This window comes from Arthrobacter sp. A2-55, from assembly GCF_025548615.1.
In the GTDB taxonomy this organism is placed as follows: domain Bacteria; phylum Actinomycetota; class Actinomycetes; order Actinomycetales; family Micrococcaceae; genus Specibacter; species Specibacter silviterrae.
In genome coordinates, this window is the sequence record NZ_JAJLOZ010000013.1 from 1 (window position 1) to 20,144 (window position 20,144).

Here is a 20,144-nt window from a genome sequence, read left to right on the forward strand (position 1 = left end):
CACGGCCGCCTCGTCCAACCAGACGAAGTCGCCGGCGCCGTCGCCTACCTCGCCAGCCCCCTCTCCGGCTCCACCACCGGCACCTCCATCGCCGTCGACGGCGGCATGCAAGCCCTCCGCCTCCGCCCCGCCGGCGAATAACCCTCCCTCAGAATTGGGTCACTTTCGCCCGACGCACGTGCAGTAACTGCGGGAGCGTCACGCAAAACACCCCCATTCGTGCAGGAGCGTCACGCAAAAACCACCATTCGTGCGGGAGCGTCGCAAATAACACCCCCGTTCGTGCGGGAGCGTCGGGCAAAACACCCCCATTCGTGCGGGAGGGTCTGAAAACGTGTTGCGGCGGGTGCCTGGAATGCGGGCCATGCCGAGGCGACTGAACTACCAGCCCCGACAAATGCCGGTGCTGGCCCACGCTACCCGGCCTGGGCCAGCACCAGCGGAAGCACCTGGTCCACGCCGGCCTGGCGCAATGCGCGCCCGGCCACGGTCAGCGTCCAGCGGCTGTCGACGAGGTCGTCAATGAGCAGGACCGGCCCGCGGCCGTAAGAGGAAACGGCAGCAGCCAGCTCGGGGCCCACGACGATCCTGTCCCAGACTCCGGCCAGCCGGTAGGCGCTGTTGCCGCCGCGCTGGCCGCTGGGCCCGCCAAAATCGAGCGACAGCTCGCCGAGGTACGGCAGCTGCCCAATGCCGCACATGGCCTGGGCCAGCGAGCGCACCAGCTCCGGCTTGGTCCGGGAGGGCATCGAGACGACGGCCACGGGCCTCCCCTGCCCGGCCCAGCGCGCCTGCCCCCAATCCCGCAGCACCGCCACGACGGCCTGAACCATGGCAGGGTCAACGGGGCCATCCACGGCTCCTGCCGCAAAGATGCTGCGCAGGGCGTTGCCCCAGCCCAGGTCCGTCAACCTGGCCAGCACGCGCCCGGGCGCCACCTGTTCTTCCGCCTTGATCTTGCCCTTTACCGGAACTCCGAGCCTGTCCATGCCGGTGGGCCACAGGGTGCGAGGGTCGATGGGCAGGCCGGCGTGGCTGAGTGATTCGCTGGCAGCCGCCACGGCGCCCGTGCCAATGTCCGTGGGAAACCAACGCCCGGCGCATGAGTCGCAGCGCCCGCACGGCGCCGCCGTTGAATCATCCAGCGCCACGGCCAGATACTCCATGCGGCACCCGGCCATCCGTTCGTACTCGATCATGGACTGCTGCTCGTCCACCCTGGCCTGCGCAATGCGCTCGTAGCGCTGCGAGTCATATGTCCACGGCACTCCCGTGGACTCCCAGCCGCCGGACACGCGCCGCACTGCACCATCCACTGCCAGGACCTTCAGCAGCAGTTCCAGGGGTGTGCGCCGCAGGTCAACCCGTGCCTCAAGCGCCGGTGTGGACATGGGCTTGCCTGCCTGCCCCAGCGTCTCCAGGACCGCCGACGCCTTCTCCGCTGAAGGCATCGACGCCGTGGCAAAGTACTGCCAAATGTCCGCATCCTCGCTGCCGGGCAGCAGCAGCACGTCGGCGTTGGCGCTGCCACGGCCGGCACGCCCCACCTGCTGGTAGTACGCCACGGGCGACGACGGCGCCCCCAGGTGGATGACAAAGCCCAGGTCCGGCTTGTCGAACCCCATGCCGAGGGCGCTGGTGGCCACGAGTGCCTTGACCTGGTTGTTTTTCAGGGCCTCCTCAAGGGACTCCCGTTCCATAGTGTCCGTGCGGCCCGTGTAGGCCTTGACCACATGCCCGGCCTCGGCGAGCAACCGGGCGGTGTCTTCCGCGGCGGAAACTGTCAAGGTGTAAATGATGCCGCTTCCGGGAAGGTCCGCCAGATGGGTGAGCAGCCAGCCCAGCCGGTCGCGGGAGTCGGCGAGCCTCAACACCCCCAGGCGCAGCGACTTGCGCGCCAGCGGGCCGCGGATGGTAAATACACCGGCACCCAGCTGCTCCTCAATGTCAGCCACCACCCGCGAATTGGCCGTGGCCGTTGTAGCCAGCACGGGCACCGACGGCGGCAATTGGGCGATCAAGTCCGCAATGCGCCGGTAGTCCGGGCGGAAGTCGTGCCCCCAGTCGGAAATGCAGTGGGCCTCGTCAATGACCAGCAGGCCGGTCCGCCGGATCAGCGTGGGCAGCTGATTTTCGCGGAAGGACGGGTTGGTCAGCCGCTCGGGGGACACGAGCAGCACGTCCACTTCGTCGGCTGCCAGCGCACGCGAGACCAGGTCCCATTCGGTGGCATTGGCGGAGTTGATGGCCATGGCCCGCACGCCGGCGCGTTCGGCGGCGGCGACCTGGTCCCGCATCAATGCCAGCAGCGGCGAGACAATCAGTGTGGGTCCGGCACCGCGGGCACGCAGCAACAGGGAGGAAACAAAGTAGACGGCCGATTTCCCCCAGCCGGTGCGCTGGACCACCAAAGCCCGGCGGCCGCCGTCGACCAGCGCCTCTATGGCCTCAAACTGGCCGTCGTGAAAATCGGCATCCGCACGCCCAACGAGCTTGCGCAGCACCACCAGCGCCTGGGCGCGCGTGGACCCGGCGTCCGCAACGGCACCACTTGCAGCGGCGCCGTCAAAGGTGGCGCCCTCAAAAGCAGTGCCGTCAAAAGTGGTGGACGGCTGGCCCGGGAACTGGTCTGGTGTCATGCACCCCAGTATTCCAGTGGGAACTGACAGACACCCCGCCACAAGGGCTCTGGGCAGCAATCTGTGGACAAGGGCACGCCTGTGGATAAACCCGCACGTATGCCCTGCGCTGTCGCACGGCGCCCGGTAGCATGGGGACGTGACTACTGCAGAGAATAACCCCGTTGACCTGTCCGCGTCGTTCAAGGCCTATGACGTGCGCGGCATTGTGGGCGAGACCATCACGGCCGCGTCCGTCCGGGCCGTGGGCGCCGCGTTTGTCGATGTGCTCGGGCTGAAGGGCGAAACAGTGCTGGTGGGCGGGGACATGCGCCCGTCCTCGCTCGGATTCTCCCAGGCGTTTGCCGAAGGTGCCTCGGGCCGCGGCGCCAAGGTGCAGCTGCTCGGCTTGATTTCCACGGACGAGCTCTACTTTGCCTGTGGCGCGCTCAACGCGGCAGGGGCAGTGTTCACGGCCAGCCACAACCCCGCCACCTACAACGGCATCAAAATGGCCAAGGCCGGGGCTGTACCGGTCTCCTCCGAAACCGGACTGATGGACATCCGGGACCTGGCCCAGCAGTACCTCGCCGACGGCATCCCCGCCGGGGACGCCGGCTCGGTCACGGACATCGACGTGCTGAAGAAGTACGCCGAATACCTGCGCTCCCTCGTGGACCTGAGCGGCTCACGCGCGCTGAAGATTGTGGTGGACGCCGGCAATGGCATGGCCGGCATGACCACCCCCGCCGTCCTGGGGGACACGCTCCTGCCGGGCCTTCCCTTTGAGATTGTGCCCCTCTACTTTGAGCTGGACGGCACGTTCCCGAACCACCCGGCCAACCCGCTGGAGCCGGCCAACCTGCTGGACCTGCAGGCCGCCGTCGTCAAGCACGGCGCTGACATCGGCCTGGCGTTCGACGGCGACGCGGACCGCTGCTTTGTCATCGACGAGCTCGGCGCGCCGGTTTCGCCGTCGGCCGTCACGGCCCTGGTGGCCCGCCGGGAGATTGCCCGGGCCAAGGGCCTGGGCGAGGAACGCCCCGCAGTCATCCACAACCTCATCACCTCCCGCGCCGTACCGGAACTGATCAACCACGACGGCGGCCGGGCCGTGCGGACCCGCGTGGGGCACTCCTTCATCAAGGCCGTCATGGCCGCCGAAGGTGCCGTGTTTGGCGGCGAACACTCCGCCCACTACTACTTCCGCGACTTCTTCAACGCCGACACCGGCATGCTGGCCGCCATGCACGTCCTGGCCGCGCTGGGCGAGCAGGACGGGCCGCTGTCCGAGCTGGGCCGCGAGTACGAGCCCTACGTCTCCAGCGGCGAAATCAACTCACAGCTGGCGGACGTGCCCGCCGCCGTCGCCAGGGTCCGTGCCGCCTACACGCGCGACGGCGTCACGGTTGACGAGCTCGACGGCGTCACGTTCACTGCCACGGACGGAAGCTGGTGGTTCAACCTGCGCGCCTCCAACACCGAACCCTTCCTGCGCCTGAACGCCGAGGCCGTGGACGCCACCACCATGGCCGATGTGCGCGACGACGTCCTGGCCCTGGTCCGCCAGTAACACCCGCCCAAGGAGAACCGTGCACGACGCTGCAGAAACAGAAGAAACGCTGGTCCAGGGGGATCTGAACAAACTGATCGGCACGGCCCTGGGCGTGGCCGGCGACCAGCTCGAAGCCCACGGGGCCTTCGTGCCGGTGGGCCTGGTGGTCGACAACGGCGGCAGCATCAGCCTCGTGGCCGTGGCGCCAAATTCCGTGGAGGGGGGAGGCGAGGAAGAACTGGACGCCGACGCGATGATTGCGGACTTGTTTCAGGCCCTGTCCCAGCAAAAGGGCCAGAACCGGGCGGCCGCCGTCGTGTGTGACATCCACCTGCCCGACGACGCAACTGATGCCATCCATGTCATGGCCGAGCACAGCTCCGGCGTGGCCGTTTCGGCGGTGCGCCCCTACCGCCAGACACCGGACGGCTGGGAGTTTGCCGAGCCGTTCCTGGAACCCGGCGACGGGCAAATCTGGGCCTAGCCGGTGCGCATCAGTGCCTTCTCCGACGTCAGCCTCCGCGTGCTCATGCTGCTGTCCACCCAAACGGAGCTGCTGACCACGCGCGAGCTGGCGACACTGGTGGGAACCCCGTACAACCACGTCAGCAAGGCCGTGCTGAAGCTGCGGCAGATGGGCCTGCTGCTTGCGATGCGCGGCCGCAGCGGAGGTGTGCGCATCTCCGCGAAGGGCCTTCAGGCAACCGTGGGCAGCGTGCTGCGGATCCTGGATGACCACACGGATGTTGCAGCCTGTGAAGCCGCATCAGGTGATTGCCCCCTGGCGCACGGATGCGGGCTGCGCGGTGCCCTCAACCAGGCCCGCGAGGCATTTTACGCCTCGCTGGACAACGTGACGATATCCAGCCTGGCCGCCACCCCTCCTGCCGGACCGGTCTTCGTGACATTGCACACACGCCAAAACGGTTGAACCGCGCCATCCCGCGAACTTTTCGACGACTCGTAGAAATGGTGGGATTTATTTAACTTAAATGTCGCATTTCAAATGCTACTTTGGGGTTGTCACCACGACTTCCACCCAAGGAGTACAGATGCTTTCGCAAAAATCACGGCCCCTGATCGAAGCCACCCTTCCCTTGGTCGGGGCCCGGCTGGGCGCCATCACGCCGAACTTCTACCGCCGCATGTTCGCCGCCCGCCCCGAGCTTTTGGATGGCCTGTTCAGCCGTGCCAACCAAAGCAACGGCGAACAGCAGAAGGCCCTGGCGGGATCAATCGCCGGGTTCGCCTCCGCCCTGGTCGCCAATCCGGATCTCATCCCCGAGCAGATGCTCAGCCGAATTGCCCACAAGCACACCTCCCTGGGCATCACGGAGGACCAGTACCCGATCGTCTACAAGTACCTCTTCGAAGCCATCGCCGAAGAGCTCGCGGATGTCATCACCGCCGAGATCGCGGACGCCTGGACCGAAGTTTACTGGCTCATGGCCAACGCGCTCATCAAGATTGAAAAGGGCCTCTACGCCATCCAGGCCAATGACAAACTGTGGATGCCCTGGACAGTGGTGGAAAAGAATCCCGCCGGAACCGATTGCATGACCTTCGTGCTGGAACCGGCTGACGCCACCCCCGTCACCGTGGCCCGCCCCGGCCAATTTGTTTCGGTCAGGGTGGCCCTGCCGGACGGCCTGCTCCAGTGCCGCCAATATTCCCTGTCGGCAGATGTGGAATCCACCACCCGGCGCGTGTTCACCACCAAGCGCGACGACGGCGGCGAGGTCTCCCCCGTGCTGCACCGGGACATACGGGTGGGGGACGTAGTGGAGCTTTCCAACCCCTACGGCGATGTGACCCTGGACGACGGCGACGGCCCGGTGGTGTTTGCAACGGCCGGGATTGGCTGCACCCCCTCGGCGTCGGCCCTGCGCCTCCTTGCCGCGACCGGCTCAGACAGGGACGTCATGGTGCTCCATGCCGAGAAAAACCTCCAGGCATGGGCGCTGCGCGAGCAGATGACCAGCGACGTTGACGCGATAGACGGCGCCCGTCTGCAGCTCTGGCTGGAGGAGCCGGCGGACGGGTTCAACAAGGGCTTCATGACGCTGGAGGGCCTGGACATTCCGGCCGGCGCGTCCATGTATGTGTGCGGCCCGCTGCCGTTCATGAAGGCCATCCGCAGCCAGGCGCTGGAGGCCGGCATCCCGGCCGCGAAGATCCACTACGAGGTGTTTGGCCCGGATCTCTGGCTGGCCGGGGCCAACTAGGCGCACACAAAGGGGCCCTGTCAGCTTCGACCACGGGTGGTCGAAGCTGACAGGGCCCCTTTGACGTTATGCTGCGAAGCGCTGCTTCAGGCCTTCGAGTTCGGCAGCCATTTCGGCCGGGAGCGAGTTGCCGAAGCGTGCGTACCATTCGTCGATGCCGGCCAGTTCAGCGTCCCATTCGCCCGCGTCGACCTTGAGTGCATCCGCCAGGTCCGACAGCGACACGTCCAGGCCGTCCAGGTCCAGCGAGCCCTCGGCCGGGACAAAGCCGATGGGGGTCTCGACGGCGCCGGCCTTGCCCTCAATGCGCTCGATGGCCCATTTGAGCACGCGGCTGTTCTCACCGAAGCCCGGCCAGGCGAAGCCGCCGGAGGAGGTGCGGCGGAACCAGTTGACCAGGAAGATCTTCGGCAGCCGGTCCGGATTGGCGTCTGCCGAGAGTTCGATCCAGTGCTTGAGGTAGTCGCCGGCGTCGTAGCCGATGAACGGCAGCATGGCCATGGGGTCCCGGCGGACCACGCCCACGGCACCGGTGGCGGCGGCCGTGGTTTCCGATGACAGCGTGGAGCCCAGGAAGATGCCGTGCGTCCAGTCACGCGCCTGCGTCACCAGGGGAATGGTGGTTTTGCGGCGGCCGCCGAACAGGATGGCGTTGATTTCCACGCCCTCCGGGGAGAAGTACTCCTGCGAAAGCATGTCCACCTGGGCGATGGGCGTGCAGAACCGGGAGTTGGGGTGTGCAGCCGGACGTCCGGAGCCGGGCGTCCAGCTGCTGCCCTGCCAGTCCGTCAGGTGGGCGGGGACCTGGTCGGTCATGCCCTCCCACCACACACCGCCGTCGTCGGTCAGGGCAACGTTGGTGAAGATGGAATTGCCCTTGGCAATGGCGGCCATGGCATTGGGGTTGGTGGACCAGCCGGTGCCGGGGGCCACGCCAAACAGGCCGGCTTCCGGGTTGACGGCGCGCAGCTCGCCTTCCTTGCCAAAGCGCATCCAGTTGATGTCATCGCCCAGGGTCTCGGCCTTCCAGCCCGGGACGGTGGGATCGAGCAGCGCCAGGTTGGTCTTGCCGCAGGCCGAGGGGAAAGCGGCTGCCACGTGGTAGCTCTTGTTTTCGGGGCTGGTGAGCTTGAGTATGAGCATGTGCTCCGCCAGCCAGCCCTCGTCGCGGGCCATGACGGAGGCAATGCGGAGGGCAAAGCACTTCTTGCCGAGCAGGGCGTTTCCGCCGTAGCCGGAGCCGTAGGAGAAAATGGAGCGTTCCTCGGGGAAGTGGACAATCCACTTCTCATCGCTGCACGGCCAGGCCACGTCCGCCTGGCCGGGCTCCAACGGGGCTCCGACGGAGTGGAGGGCGGGGACAAAGAATGCGTTGGTCTGCTCAATCTTGTGGAGCACATCGGCGCCAATGCGGGCCATGATGCGCATGGAGGCCACCACGTAGGCGGAGTCGGTAATTTCAACACCAAACTTGGGGTCCTCGGCGTCGAGCGGGCCCATGACGAACGGAATGACGTACATGGTCCGGCCGCGCATGCTGCCGGCGAAGCGGTCCTTCAGGATCGCCTTCATTTCCGCCGGATCCATCCAGTTGTTGGTGAAGCCGGCGTCGCGCTCCTTTTCGGAGCAGATGAAGGTGCGGCCCTCAACGCGGGCCACGTCCTTGGGGTCCGAGAACGCGGCGAAGGAATTGGGGAACAGTTCCGGATTGAGCCTGGTCAGGGTTCCCGCGTCCACCAGTTCACCCGTCAGGGCTGCATACTCCGCCGCAGACCCGTCAACCCAGTGGATGTTCTCCGGCTGGGTAAGCCCTGCAATTTCCGCGACCCACGCGGCCAGGCCTGCGTGGGTGGTCATTGCCTGCTCAACAGAATCCTGCACTGGCGCGTGGCCCATCATGTATCCCTTCATTGGGTCAGTCAGTTGGTGTGCTCTAAATGTTATGGCCCGGAACCGCCGGTTTTCGGGCGTTGGATATGGGATGTACAGCGGAGTCGAGGGACAAAAGTGCCTAGAATCAGGGAAAGTTGAACGGACTTGATGGCAAGTTTTGTGATGTAGATCACCTAGACCGGTCTAGTGCTTGGGAACACTGTACGTTCGATTTGTACACACAGGCATTGTAGGGTTAGAGTTATTCACGGCCCGAGGGCCGGAAACAAAAAAGAAACAGAATATGCGTGCGTAGCTCAACGGATAGAGCATCTGACTACGGATCAGAAGGTTGGGGGTTCGAATCCCTTCGCGCGCACTTCGAGAAAAGCGGTCCACTAAGGTGGGCCGCTTTTCGTTGTAATGGCCGCCACCCATTGGCAGCAGCGTAGAGCGGCGCGGACGGCCCCAGCCCTTCAGCCCGGGCGAACAGCGCCCACATGTGCGGCGATGTACCCTGCCACGGCCGAACCGTCCTTGACCATGGTTTCGTGACCGCGGCCGGCCACCTCAACCATGGTGGCGCCCGGGATCATGGCGGTGGCTTCCTCCACCCAGCCGCGCGGGCAGACCCGGTCGCGGCTGCCGCGAACCACCAGCGTGTGGGCCCGGATGCGCGGGAGCGTTTCCGCCATGGGGTGCTCCAGCATGCTGCCCAGTTTTTTGAGGATCCAGCGCGGGCCGGCCTTGGCGTAATTTACCAGCCCGACGCCGATCACGCGGGGGCTTTCGCCGAAGAGGTCCTGCGCCATGCGCCAGAGCTGCCATGGCGCTGTGTGCTCGTGCACGTTGACCGTAGGGGCAATCAGCACCACCTCCGGGAACATTTCGGGGCGTTGCGCCGCCGCCTCGGCCACCACTTGGGCGCCCATGGAGTGACCCACCAGCACGGTCCCGACCAGCCCCTCGACCCTGACAAAGTCAATGACCACCCGGCCCAGCTCCGCCATGGTGAGGGACATTTCCGGCTCCGGCGCATCGCCAAACCCGGGCAGGTCCACCGCCACCACCCGGCCGAACCCCGCAAGTGCCGCGCCCAGGCTGGCAAAGTAGGAGGCGCCCATGCCGATGCCGTGCACCAGCAGGAACGTCCGTTCCGCCGTCCGTTCCGCCGCCCGGCCGGTGTCCGTGGAGACCACCTCGTGCCCGCCGGCAACCACTTTCCGCACTTTCATAGTGCCAGTATGGCTGAGCGCCGCCTCAGGCGACGTCCACGAACTCCTTGATCTTGGCCCGGATGCCGTCAAAGTGGCGGCTCAGCAGCTCCGAGGCGCAGGCGGCGTCCTTGGCAGCCACGGCGTTGTAGATGGCGCGGTGCTGCGAGGCGGTGTCCACCAGGTCGGTGCCGCCAATGCCAATTTCCAGGTGGATCTTGCGGTAGACCTTCCAGAAAACGCTCATCAAGTTCATCAGGAGGTCGTTGCCCAGCGGTTCAAAGAGCAGCCGGTGGAATTCAGCGTCCGCTTCGGCGAAAGTCTCCCCCTGCAGCGCCAGCTCCTCCATCCTGGCGACGGCGGCCTCGATCCGGACCAGCTCGGCGTCGGTCACGCTCCCGATGGATGCCCCGATCAGCCCGGATTCCAGGGCCTGGCGGATGTCCACCAGCTGCAGGGCCTCGAGCCCTTCATGGCGCAGCGACAGCCGGCCGCGGAACGTAAGGCCGTCCGCCAGGGCGTCAAAGCTGCTCGGTGCCACAAACATGCCGAAGCCATGGCGGATTTCAATGACCCCCAGGGCCTGGAGCACCTTGAGGGATTCACGGAGCGTGTTGCGCCCCACGCCCAGCACCTCGGAGAGTTCGCTCTCGGTGGGCATGGGATCCCCCGCATCCAGGTCACGGTCCAGAATAAGTTCCATGATGTCGGCCTGGAGGGCGCGCAGGCGGACCTGGGCACTAAAGCGAGCCTTGGGGACTACGGTGGAAGTGGCCAACGGAACTCCTCTGGATTGATGCTGCGGGGCCGGTTATTCACTTCAATGGTGAACCCCCGCGTGCGTGATTTACAACATAGAATATCGGATGTCCCACCACTTGCATACATAATGGCATTCATGCCGCGCAGGGAGGGCCTGGCACCACCCCTTGAGCCGCCGCCCGGGGCACGCCCCCGGGTACATCACCAGGCGGCCGAAGTGCAGGGTTTTGATGTTGCCAAATCGAGACCGTCGCACCACTTGACCAATCCCTGTGACGACTATTACAGTTTCTATCAAGCATCGGACGTCCTACATCCGATAACCAACAAGCGAAACGGTGAGTCCACAGATGAGCTCCACTCTTCAGCACCTGCCCCTCAACCAGGCATCCCGCCGCACATTCCTCAAGGCCGCCGGCGTCCTTGGGACGGCAACGGCCTTCACGGCCACCCTCGCCGCCTGCGGAGGACCGTCAAAGTCGAAGTCCAGCGCCGCAGCCAACACCGGAACAGTCAACAAGGACCTGACCATCGAGGCCGGCATCTCCTATTCACTGTCCACCGGCTTCGACCCGATGTCCTCCTCAGGCGCCACGCCCCTGGCCGCCAACCTGCACATCTTCGAAGGCCTGGTGGAACTGCACCCGGCAACGCGCGTGCCCTACAACGCCCTGGCCGCCTCCGATCCCAAGAAGATTGACGACAAGACCTACCAGGTCACCATCCGCGACGGCGCAACGTTCCACAACGGCTCCCCCGTCACCACCGACGACGTCGTCTACTCGTTCGAGCGCGTCATGGACCCGGCCAACAAGGCCCTGTTCGCCCAGTTCATCTTCTTCATCGAGTCCGTGAAGAAGGTTGACGCCAAGACCGTCGAGTTCAAGCTCAACACCCCGTTCGCCGGCTTCGGCCCCCGCATCTCGGTGGTCAAGGTGGTTCCGAAGGCCGTCGCCGAGAAGGACCAGAAGGCCTTCGACGCCAAGCCGATCGGCACCGGCCCCTACAAGTTCGTCTCCGCCGCCAAGGACGACAAGATCGTCTTCGAACGTTTCGACGCCTACAACGGCCCGAAGCCGGCACTGGCCAAGGGCATGACCTGGTTCCTGCTTTCCGATGCCAGCGCCCGCGTCACGGCTGCTCAGTCCGGCCGCGTCGAGGCCATCGAGGACGTCCCCTACCTGGACGTTGACGCCCTGAAGGCCAAGCTGGACGTCGAGTCCGTCCAGTCCTTCGGCCTGATGTTCCTCATGTTCAACCTGACCCGCGCGCCGTTCGACAAGAAGGAAGTCCGCCAGGCACTGCACTACGCCCTGGACAAGGAATCCATCATCAAGACGGCACTCCTGGGCAACGGCACGGCGGCGACCTCCTACTTCCAGGAAGGCAGCCCCAATTACCAGAAGGCAGCCACGGTGTACGGCTTCGACGCCGCCAAGGCCAAGTCCCTGCTGGCCTCCGCCGGCGTGACCAACCTGAAGCTGACGCTCACCAGCACCGACACTGCCTGGGTCAAGGACGTGGTCCCGCTTATCAAGAAGAACTGGGACGCCATTGGTGTCGCCACGACGCTGGAGCCGCTGGCTTCCGCCGCCGTCTACGCCCCCGACAAGGTTGGCGGCCTGAACTACGACGTCGTAGCCGCCCCCGGCGACCCGTCCGTCTTCGGCAACGACGCCGACATCCTCCTGAGCTGGTTCTTCCGCGGCAACACCTGGGCCAAGAACCGCTTTGCCTGGAGCGGCACGCCGGAGTACAAGGAAGTCCAGACCAAGCTCAACGCAGCAGTCGGCGCATCCGATGCTGATGCGAAGGCCCTGTACAAGGAAATCATCGACATCATTGCCGACGCCGTTCCGCTGTACCCGATCTTCCACCGCAAGCTGCCCACCGCCTGGGACGGCAAGAAGCTCAAGGGCTTCGCACCGCTGCCCACCACGGGCCTTTCGTTTGTAGGCGTGGGCCGGACCGCGTAGTTCCGCACCCGCATTCCAACAGCAGGGGCCGCGGCCTTCCGGCCGCGGCCCCTGCGCATTTCCACTTTTCTTTACTATGACGCGGCCCGCCGGGACGCAAATAGAACCGGAGCAAGTACATTGGCAAACTTTTTGCGACTGCTGGGACGCCGGCTCGCAGCCCTTCCGTTGATGATCCTGGGTGTCACCCTGCTCGTCTTCGTGGTGCTGCAGTTCGCGCCCGGCGACCGCGCCGTCGCCGCACTGGGCGAGGGCGCTTCACCCGAGGCGCTGGCCCAGTACCGCCAGGCCAACGGCTTCAACGATCCCCTGATCGTCCAGTATGTCCACTACCTGGGCAAGCTCATCACGGGCGACTTCGGTTCGACCCTCCCGCCAGCCAAGCCCATCGTCGATGTCATTGCCAGCGCGTTCCCCGTCACGTTGCAGTTAACGTTTGTTGGCGTGATCATCGCGGTTGTCATTTCACTTGTTTTCGGTGTCCTGGCGGCCCTGTACCGCGACACCTGGGTTGACCAGCTGATCCGCGTCTTCTCCGTCGCCGCCATTGCGACACCCTCCTTCTGGTTGGGCATCCTGTTGATCCAGTGGTTCGCCCTGGGAGACAACTCATGGTTCCCCTCCGGCGGCCTGGCCGACCCTTCCGAGGGCTTCGCCGGCTGGCTCAGCTCCATGGCGCTGCCGGCCCTGGCCCTGGCCGTCCCCGTCTCCGCCTCGCTGATCCGCGTGGTCCGCACCTCCATGGTTGAGGAACTGGACCGAGACTACGTCCGCACCGCGATCGGCAACGGCGTCCCGTACTTCACCGTCGTCTCCCGAAACGTCCTGCGCAACGCCCTTGTCACCCCGGTGACCGTGCTGGGCCTGCGCATCGGCTACCTGCTCGGCGGCGCCGTCGTGATTGAAATGATCTTCTCCCTGCCGGGCATGGGCCAGCAGATCCTCAACGGCATCACCAACTCGGACACCAACCTGGTCCAGGGCGTGGTCCTCGTCATCGCCGTGACGTTCGTGATCGTGAACATCCTGGTCGACCTTCTCTACCTGCTCATCAACCCCCGAATCAGGACGGTCTAAGCCATGCGAAGCAAACTTGCCGAACGGCTCAGCGCGCCCGGCCTGCGTTTCAAGGCCCTGACACTGGGCTCCAAAATGGCCCTCATCTTCCTGCTGTTCATCGTGGTCGTTGCCATCCTGGCCCCCGTGATCGCCCCGCACGACCCCCTGGCCACCGGAGTTCCGGCCCAGGCCCCCAGCGGCACCAACTGGTTCGGCACCGACCGGATCGGCCGCGACGTCTTCTCACGGCTGCTCTACGGTGCCCAGGCGTCGCTGACGATCGGCCTCGGCTCGGTGGCCCTGGCCATCGTCGTCGGTGCCGTGCTCGGCTCCCTGGCCGCGACGTCGTCGAAGGCCGTCAACGAGACCATCATGCGCATCATGGACGTGCTGATGGCGTTCCCGGGCATCGCCCTGGCCGCCGTGCTGCTGACTTCCTTCGGCAACTCGGTCCCCACCATCATCGTGGCCATCGCCATCATTTACACCCCGCAGCTGGCCCGCGTGGTGCGGGCCAACGTCCTGGCCCAGTACGGCGAAGACTATGTGCGTGCCGAACGCGTCATCGGCGCCGGCCGCGCCTACATCATGGTCAAGCACATTGTGCGCAACACCGCTGCCCCCGTGCTGGTCTTTGCCACAGTCATGGTGGCCGACGCCATCATCCTCGAGGCGTCCCTATCCTTCCTGGGCGCAGGCATCCAGGATCCGGAGCCCAGCTGGGGCAACGTGATCTCCTACGGCCGCAACCTGGTCCTGTCCGGCGGCTGGTGGGCCACCACCTTCGCCGGCCTGGTCATCCTGCTCACCGTCCTGGCACTGAACATCTTGGCTGAGGGCCTCACCGACGCAATGGTCAATCCCCGCCTGCGCAAGGCTGCCCCTGTGAAGGACGACGACGGTTCGGCAGCTGCCGCCGTCGAGCTCGCCAAGGCCGATGCCGCCGCCCGCGCCGTCATCGAAAACCCCTTTGCCGCCCTGGACAAGGAGCTTTTGCTGCTCCAGGCCGTGGAACTGCAGCGGAGCGACCGGCTACCCCAGGTGGGCCCGGATGCCCGCGTGGTCCTGGAAGTGAAAGACCTCTCCATCCGCTTCCCGGGCCGCTACGGCGACACTCCCATCGTGGACAAGGTCTCCTTCAGCGTCCGCGAGGGCGAGACCATGGGCCTGGTGGGCGAGTCCGGCTGCGGGAAGTCCATCACCTCCCTGGCCGTCATGGGCCTGTTGCCCAAAACGGCCGAGGTCACCGGTTCCATCAAGTTTGACGGCAAGGAACTGCTGGACCCGGCCACAAAACACAGCTCGGCCAAGGCCTACGAAGGCCTGCGCGGCGAGCAGATCGCCATGGTCTACCAGGATGCCCTTAGCTCCCTGAACCCGTCCATGCTGATCAAGGACCAGCTGCTGCAGCTGACCCGCCGCAACGGCCGCAAGACTCCGGCGGAACTGCTGGAACTGGTCAAGCTGGATCCGGTGCGCACGCTCAAGAGCTACCCGCATGAGCTCTCCGGCGGCCAGCGCCAGCGCGTGCTGATCGCCATGGCACTGTCCCGCTCCCCGAAGATCGTGGTGGCGGACGAGCCCACCACGGCCCTGGACGTCACGGTGCAAAAGCAGGTGGTGGACCTCCTGAACGAGCTCCGCGAGCAGCTCGGCTTCGCGATGGTTTTTGTCAGCCACGACCTGGCCCTGGTGGCCTCGCTGGCCCACAAGATCACCGTCATGTACGCCGGCCAGGTGGTGGAATCGGCGCAGGCCTCGGAGCTGCTGGCCCACCCCACCCACGAATACACGCGCGGCCTGCTGGGCGCTGTGCTCTCCATCGAGTCCGATGCCGTGCGGCTCCACCAGATCCCCGGCACCGTGCCGTCGCCGCGCGAATTTGCCCCCGGGGACAGGTTCGCCAGCCGGTCCCAGCGCCCCGACGCAGACCCCCAGCAGCAGCTGGCCTTTATCCCGATCACCCGGGACGGCGTTGAAACGGACCACTTCTGGGCCAGCCACAAACGCGAGGCAGACCTTGCCGGCGCAGAAACGGAAGGTGCACGATGAGCAAGCACACCATGGACGCAGCCGCCGGCACCCCGGTTATTGAGCTGAAGGACCTGCACGTCCACCACCGGACGCGTTCCGGCGGGCTGTTCAAGCCCAGCTACGTCAAGGCCGTCAACGGTGTGGACTTTTCCATCAGCCGTGGCGAGACGGTGGGCATTGTGGGCGAATCCGGCTGTGGCAAGTCCACACTGGCCTCAGTGCTGGTGGGCCTGCAGGTGCCCACCTCCGGCCAAGTGCTCTTCCACGGCAAGCCGGCCATCAAGCGCAACGCTGCGATGCGCAAGGAGTTTGGCCGGTCCGTCTCGGTGGTCTTCCAGGACCCGTCCACGGCCCTGAACCCGCGCATGACCATCCAGGACATCCTGGTGGACCCGCTGGCTGTCCACGGCATTGGCAACGGCGCATCGCGCATCGCCAAGGTCCGTGAACTCCTGGCGCTGGTGGGCTTGCCGCAATCGGCAGCCGAGGTCACGCCGTCGAACGTTTCCGGCGGGCAGCGCCAACGCGTGGCCATCGCCCGGGCCCTGGCCCTGGACCCGGACATCATCGTGGCGGATGAACCCACCTCAGCACTGGATGTCTCCGTCCGCGCGCAGGTGCTGAACCTGCTTTCGGACCTGAAGAAGGAACTGAACCTGGGCATGGTGTTCATCAGCCATGACATCCAGACCGTCCGCTACGTTTCCGACCGCATCTGTGTCATGTACTTCGGCCAGATCGTGGAAGAAGGTAGTGCGGAGCAGATTTTCGACCATCCCACCAACGACTACACGAAGAAGCTGCTGGGCGCCGCGCCCTCACTTTTGCACTTGTAGATTCTTTCCCCCTGTTTTCCACCCCTCAAGAAAAATTTGGAGTAATTACCGTGACAACCGTCGCTTCCCGTTTCCAGGGCGTCATCCCGCCCGTCGTCACCCCCCGCACGGCTGACGGCGCCATCGACGTCCCCTCCCTGGAGAACGTCACCCGCCACCTGCTCGACGGCGGCGTCACCGGCCTGTTTGTCAACGGCTCGTCCGGCGAGGTCACCCACCTGACCAACGATGAGCGCGACACCGTGCTGCGCACCATCGTGGGCGTCAACGCCGGCCAGGTCCCTGTGCTGGCCGGCGCCGTGGAGCAGACCACCAACCGTGTCATCGAGGAAGCGGCCCGCGCCGTGTCCCTCGGCGCCGACGGCATCGTGGCCACCAGCCAGTACTACGCCATCAGCAACGCCGAGGAGAATGGCCGCCACTTCCGCGCCGTAGCCGCCTCCGTGGATGTCCCCGTCTTCGCCTACGACGTCCCCGTGCGCACCCACTTCAAGCTGCCCCTGGATCTCCTGCTGGAACTGGGCCGCGACGGCGTCATTGCCGGTGTGAAGGACTCTTCCGGCGACGACGTTTCCTTCCGCCAGCTGTCCATCGCCGCCCGCGACATCCCGAACTTTGACATCTTCACGGGCCACGAGGTTGTAGTGGACGGCGCACTGCTGGGCGGCGCCCAGGGCGTTGTCCCGGGCTTAGGCAACGTGGACCCGGCCGGCTACCGCCGCCTGTACGACGCCGCCGCAGCCGGCGACTGGGCCAAGGCCGCCGCCGAGCAGGACCGCCTAACCGATGTCTTCAACATCGTCTACACCCCGAAGGCCGGCCGCGTGTCCGGCAACGCTGCGGGCCTGGGCGCGTTCAAGACGGCCATGATGCTCATGGGCATCATCAAGACCAACGTCATGAGCGCCCCCATGCTTTCCCTTGACGAGGACGAGACCGCGGCCATCAAGGCAATCCTGGTGCGCACGGGCCTGATCTAGCCACTCCCCGGCCCGGTGGTCGAGCAGCGTCGGTGGTCGAGCAGCGAGCTCTGTGAGCGCGTCGAGACCCGAGCGCGTCGAGACCCGGGCGCGTCGAGACCCCGGGCGGGTGGTAGCAACTGGGGAGCGAGCCCCGTATTCATGAATTGGACGTCGAAGGAAATTTTGTGCGGTATGTAGTTGGCGTTGACCTTGGCGGAACCAAGACGGCCGCCGGAGTGGTGGGCGAGGACGGTTCCGTGCTCATCACGAAGCAGATTCCCACGTTGAACCGCGACGGCGGCGCCGCCATCCTGGATGCCACGGCCGCCCTGGTCCGGTCCCTGGTGCAGCAGGCCGCGGCCCGTGGAGTGGTGGTGGACGCCGTGGGCATTGGCTCGGCCGGCGTCATTAACGCCGTCGAAGGCACAGTCATTTCCGCCACGGATGCCATCCTGGGCTGGACCGGTACACAGCTCACTGCTGGGTTGCGGCAGCGCCTTGGGCTGCCTGCCACGGCGGTCAATGACGTGCACGCCCACGCCCTGGGCGAGGCCTGGCTAGGCGCTGCCGCCGGAACGTCAACGTCCCTCATGATGGCGTTCGGCACCGGCGTGGGCGGCAGTTTTGTGGTCAACGGGCAGCCGCTGCTGGGCCACCGGTTTGTGGGCGGGCATGTGGGGCACTTCGCCTCTCCGTACGCCTACCATCAGGCCCGGCCCCTGCCCTGTTCCTGTGGCCACGCCGGCCACGTTGAGGCGATTGCGTCCGGCCCCGCCATCCATAGCGCCTATGTGCGCGAGGGCGGCAGTGCCGGCCTCGCCGACACCAGGGCGGTGTTTGAAGCCGCCCGCCTGGGCGACGAGCTGGCGCTTGCCGTCATTTCCCGGGCGGCCGCCGCTGCGGGCCAGGCCGTGGGCGGGCTGGTCAACATCCTGGACCCGGCCGTCGCGGTCATTTCCGGCGGATTGGCCGACTCCGGGGAGTTGTGGTGGGATGCCATGGAGCGCTCACTGCGTGCCGAACTACTGGCCCCGCTGTCCAATGTCTCCGTGGTGCGTGCCTCGCTCGGCGCCTCAGCCGCGATTGTGGGCGCCGCCTCCCTGGCCCTGCACCAATTTTAATCACCAACCGATTCAGGAGACGCCCCGTGCCGCACACTCTGATCAACCTCGATTCCCTCGCCGGCCAGCTGGTGGTCTCCGCGCAGGCTTATCCCGGCGAACCCATGCGCGACCCCCGCACCACGGCCCAGGTGGCTGCGTCGGCCGTGATTGGCGGGGCCGCCGGGATCCGGGTCCAGGGCATCGCGGACATCCAGTTCACGCGTGCCGCCGTCGAAGTTCCCGTGATTGGGCTGTGGAAGGACGGGCACAGCGGCGTTTTCATCACCCCGACCCTGCAGCACGCCCTGTCCTGTGCCAGCGCCGGCGCCCACATTGTGGCGATTGACGGCACCCGGCGCCCCCGCCCGGACGGGCTCTCCCTTGCGGAGACCGTGGCCGGGATCCACGCCGGCTCCAACGCCTTGATCATGGCGGACTGCGGTTCGCTTGATGACGCCATTGCAGCAGCAGAGGCAGGCGCGGACATCATCGGCACCACGCTGGCGGGATACTCGGGCGAAAGGCCCAAGACTGACGGCCCGGACCTGGAACTCATTGCGCAGATTGCCGCTGCCGGCCTGGACGCCCCTCTCATTGCCGAAGGGCGCATCCACACCCCCGCGCAGGCCCGGGCCGCGCTGGATGCCGGTGCGTTCGCCGTCGTCGTAGGGACCGCCATCACGCACCCGGCCTCCATCACCGGCTGGTTCAAGGACGCCCTGACCTCCTGACCCTCCCCCCACGGGAGAAGAAACCTTGAACTACTTTGAGCGCGTCGACCCGCAGCTGCAGGCCGGGGTGGACTTCCTGGTGGGCCGCACCCCTCCCGCCACACCGGAACAGCTGGTGGCCATGCGGCAGCAGAATACGGCCCGGCTGGCGGCACTTCCCACAGACCTGACCGGCGCCGTGTCCATGACCGACCACGTTGCGCCGGGGGCCGGCGGCGTGGACGTAGCGCTGCGCTGCTACCGGCCCGCCCGGGCAACGGCGACCCAGGCACCCGGACCGCTGCCCTGCCTGTATTGGATTCATGGCGGTGGAATGGTGGCCGGCAGCGTGGCTGAGGATGACCTGTTGTGCCTGCGGCTGGCTGCGGCAACCGGGATTGCTGTTGTCTCCGTGGAGTACCGGCTGGCGCCGGAGCACCCGTTCCCGGCAGCACTTGACGACGCCTACCAGGGGCTCCTGTGGACAGTGGAGAACGCAACGGTGCTGGGCATTGACCCGGGCCGGCTTGCCATTGGCGGTGCCAGTGCAGGAGGCGGACTGGCGGCCGGCACCGCACTGCGCGCCAGGGACCAGCAGGGGCCGCCGCTGAGATTCCAGTACCTGGCCTACCCCATGCTCGATGACCGGGACCAGACGCCGTCCAGCCTGGAGTTCTCAGGCATCCCGTCCTGGAACCGTGAGCGCAACCAGCAGGCCTGGAAGTGGTTTCTCGGGGCGTCCTACGGGAGTGGCACCGTCAGCGCCTACGCAGCACCGTCCCGGGCCGCTGATCTGGCCGGCCTGCCGCCCGCCTTCATCCAGGTGGGTGAACTCGACGTCTTCCGCGACGAGGACATCGACTACGCGGCACGCCTGCTCCGTGCCGGCGTGGCCGCCGAACTTCAGGTTTACGCAGGGGTCTACCACGGCGCCGACGGACTGGCCCCGGAAGCGGACGTCTCCCGGCGCTTCCTTGCGGACCGCAACGAGGCACTGCTCCGGGCCCTTTCCTGACGTCCAAGCGCCGTGGCCGGGCCGCCCTGATTTTCGCGGTTCCGGCGTCTCGAGAACGGCGCCAAGCCGCACCCTTCCTCCCGAACGGGGCCAAGCCGCGAACGCACCGAGAAGACACCCCGTCCGCGCGGGTTCGCCCCGCAGTCGTCGCCACAGGAGGGCGCACCAGCACGGCGAACCCGCCAGGCACGTGTCGTTTGCGT

At 66.2% G+C, this 20,144-nt stretch carries 17 protein-coding genes and 1 tRNA gene; 14 read left to right on the top strand and 4 right to left on the bottom strand.

Features of this window, described 5'->3' with window-relative positions; all coding sequences use genetic code 11:
• Positions 1–141 (top strand): SDR family oxidoreductase (locus LPN03_RS05560; protein WP_262453476.1); only part of this gene is annotated, 141 nt, incomplete at its 5' end.
• 275 nt (positions 142–416) lie between these two features.
• Here the strand turns inward: LPN03_RS05560 and LPN03_RS05565 are convergent.
• A complete protein-coding gene (locus LPN03_RS05565) occupies positions 417–2,639 on the bottom strand; it encodes a RecQ family ATP-dependent DNA helicase (protein WP_262453443.1) in 2,223 nt (740 codons plus the stop codon).
• A gap of 139 nt (positions 2,640–2,778) precedes the next feature.
• Between LPN03_RS05565 and LPN03_RS05570 the strand changes: the two genes are divergently transcribed.
• The 4 genes from LPN03_RS05570 to LPN03_RS05585 all read left to right on the top strand — a co-directional run bounded on the left by LPN03_RS05570 (position 2,779) and on the right by LPN03_RS05585 (position 6,398).
• Positions 2,779–4,191 carry a phosphomannomutase/phosphoglucomutase gene (locus tag LPN03_RS05570; RefSeq protein WP_262453444.1) on the top strand — a complete coding sequence of 471 codons (1,413 nt, stop codon included), beginning with the start codon at positions 2,779–2,781 and terminating at the stop codon, positions 4,189–4,191.
• A 19-nt stretch (positions 4,192–4,210) separates the two neighbouring features.
• Positions 4,211–4,657, top strand: a complete 447-nt coding sequence (locus LPN03_RS05575; protein WP_262453445.1) for a hypothetical protein — start codon at positions 4,211–4,213, stop codon at positions 4,655–4,657.
• Between the two features lie 3 nt (positions 4,658–4,660).
• A complete protein-coding gene (locus LPN03_RS05580; protein WP_262453446.1) occupies positions 4,661–5,104 on the top strand; it encodes an RrF2 family transcriptional regulator in 444 nt (147 codons plus the stop codon).
• A 121-nt stretch (positions 5,105–5,225) separates the two neighbouring features.
• Positions 5,226–6,398, top strand: a complete 1,173-nt coding sequence (locus tag LPN03_RS05585) for a globin domain-containing protein (RefSeq protein ID WP_262453447.1) — start codon at positions 5,226–5,228, stop codon at positions 6,396–6,398.
• Between the two features lie 66 nt (positions 6,399–6,464).
• Here the strand turns inward: LPN03_RS05585 and LPN03_RS05590 are convergent, their stop codons facing one another.
• Positions 6,465–8,294, bottom strand: coding sequence for a phosphoenolpyruvate carboxykinase (GTP) (locus tag LPN03_RS05590; protein WP_262453477.1), 1,830 nt, complete (start codon positions 8,292–8,294; stop codon positions 6,465–6,467).
• A gap of 282 nt (positions 8,295–8,576) precedes the next feature.
• Here LPN03_RS05590 and LPN03_RS05595 point away from each other — a divergent pair.
• Positions 8,577–8,649, top strand: a tRNA-Arg gene (locus LPN03_RS05595).
• A 97-nt stretch (positions 8,650–8,746) separates the two neighbouring features.
• On the opposite strand, the gene LPN03_RS05600 is transcribed toward LPN03_RS05595, so the two are convergent.
• The gene (locus LPN03_RS05600) at positions 8,747–9,505 is read right to left on the bottom strand and encodes an alpha/beta fold hydrolase (RefSeq protein WP_165181479.1); all 759 of its coding nucleotides are present in this window, start codon (positions 9,503–9,505) and stop codon (positions 8,747–8,749) included.
• 25 nt (positions 9,506–9,530) lie between these two features.
• Positions 9,531–10,262: a FadR/GntR family transcriptional regulator gene (locus tag LPN03_RS05605; protein WP_165181478.1), complete on the bottom strand. Its 732-nt coding sequence runs from the start codon at positions 10,260–10,262 to the stop codon at positions 9,531–9,533.
• 334 nt (positions 10,263–10,596) lie between these two features.
• On the opposite strand from LPN03_RS05605, the gene LPN03_RS05610 reads away from it, so the two are divergent.
• From LPN03_RS05610 to LPN03_RS05645, 8 genes are all read left to right on the top strand, one after another.
• Positions 10,597–12,222, top strand: coding sequence for an ABC transporter substrate-binding protein (locus LPN03_RS05610; protein ID WP_165181477.1), 1,626 nt, complete (start codon positions 10,597–10,599; stop codon positions 12,220–12,222).
• 171 nt (positions 12,223–12,393) lie between these two features.
• Positions 12,394–13,299, top strand: coding sequence for an ABC transporter permease (locus LPN03_RS05615; protein WP_205678118.1), 906 nt, complete (start codon positions 12,394–12,396; stop codon positions 13,297–13,299).
• Between the two features lie 3 nt (positions 13,300–13,302).
• Positions 13,303–15,333 carry a dipeptide/oligopeptide/nickel ABC transporter permease/ATP-binding protein gene (locus LPN03_RS05620; protein ID WP_262453448.1) on the top strand — a complete coding sequence of 677 codons (2,031 nt, stop codon included), beginning with the start codon at positions 13,303–13,305 and terminating at the stop codon, positions 15,331–15,333.
• Positions 15,330–16,151, top strand: coding sequence for an ATP-binding cassette domain-containing protein (locus LPN03_RS05625; protein ID WP_240901772.1), 822 nt, complete (start codon positions 15,330–15,332; stop codon positions 16,149–16,151). Before LPN03_RS05620 ends, LPN03_RS05625 begins: the two co-directional genes overlap by 4 nt.
• Before the next feature lie 50 nt (positions 16,152–16,201).
• Positions 16,202–17,131 (top strand): dihydrodipicolinate synthase family protein, encoded by a 930-nt coding sequence (locus LPN03_RS05630; protein ID WP_165181474.1) that lies wholly within the window; start codon positions 16,202–16,204, stop codon positions 17,129–17,131.
• A 167-nt stretch (positions 17,132–17,298) separates the two neighbouring features.
• Positions 17,299–18,234, top strand: coding sequence for an ROK family protein (locus tag LPN03_RS05635; protein WP_262453449.1), 936 nt, complete (start codon positions 17,299–17,301; stop codon positions 18,232–18,234).
• Between the two features lie 26 nt (positions 18,235–18,260).
• Positions 18,261–18,947, top strand: coding sequence for an N-acetylmannosamine-6-phosphate 2-epimerase (locus tag LPN03_RS05640; protein WP_262453450.1), 687 nt, complete (start codon positions 18,261–18,263; stop codon positions 18,945–18,947).
• Between the two features lie 25 nt (positions 18,948–18,972).
• Entirely contained in the window at positions 18,973–19,941 is a 969-nt protein-coding gene (locus LPN03_RS05645) for an alpha/beta hydrolase (protein ID WP_262453451.1), read from the top strand.
• Positions 19,942–20,144 lie beyond the last annotated feature (203 nt).

Coding starts and splice junctions, on each gene's coding strand:
- LPN03_RS05565 (WP_262453443.1), bottom strand. CDS start 2,639: ATGACACCAGACCAGTTCCCGGGCCAGCCGTCCACCACTTTTGACGGC.
- LPN03_RS05585 (WP_262453447.1), top strand. CDS start 5,226: ATGCTTTCGCAAAAATCACGGCCCCTGATCGAAGCCACCCTTCCCTTG.
- LPN03_RS05590 (WP_262453477.1), bottom strand. CDS start 8,294: ATGGGCCACGCGCCAGTGCAGGATTCTGTTGAGCAGGCAATGACCACC.
- LPN03_RS05600 (WP_165181479.1), bottom strand. CDS start 9,505: ATGAAAGTGCGGAAAGTGGTTGCCGGCGGGCACGAGGTGGTCTCCACG.
- LPN03_RS05610 (WP_165181477.1), top strand. CDS start 10,597: ATGAGCTCCACTCTTCAGCACCTGCCCCTCAACCAGGCATCCCGCCGC.
- LPN03_RS05615 (WP_205678118.1), top strand. CDS start 12,394: ATGATCCTGGGTGTCACCCTGCTCGTCTTCGTGGTGCTGCAGTTCGCG.
- LPN03_RS05620 (WP_262453448.1), top strand. CDS start 13,303: ATGCGAAGCAAACTTGCCGAACGGCTCAGCGCGCCCGGCCTGCGTTTC.
- LPN03_RS05625 (WP_240901772.1), top strand. CDS start 15,330: ATGAGCAAGCACACCATGGACGCAGCCGCCGGCACCCCGGTTATTGAG.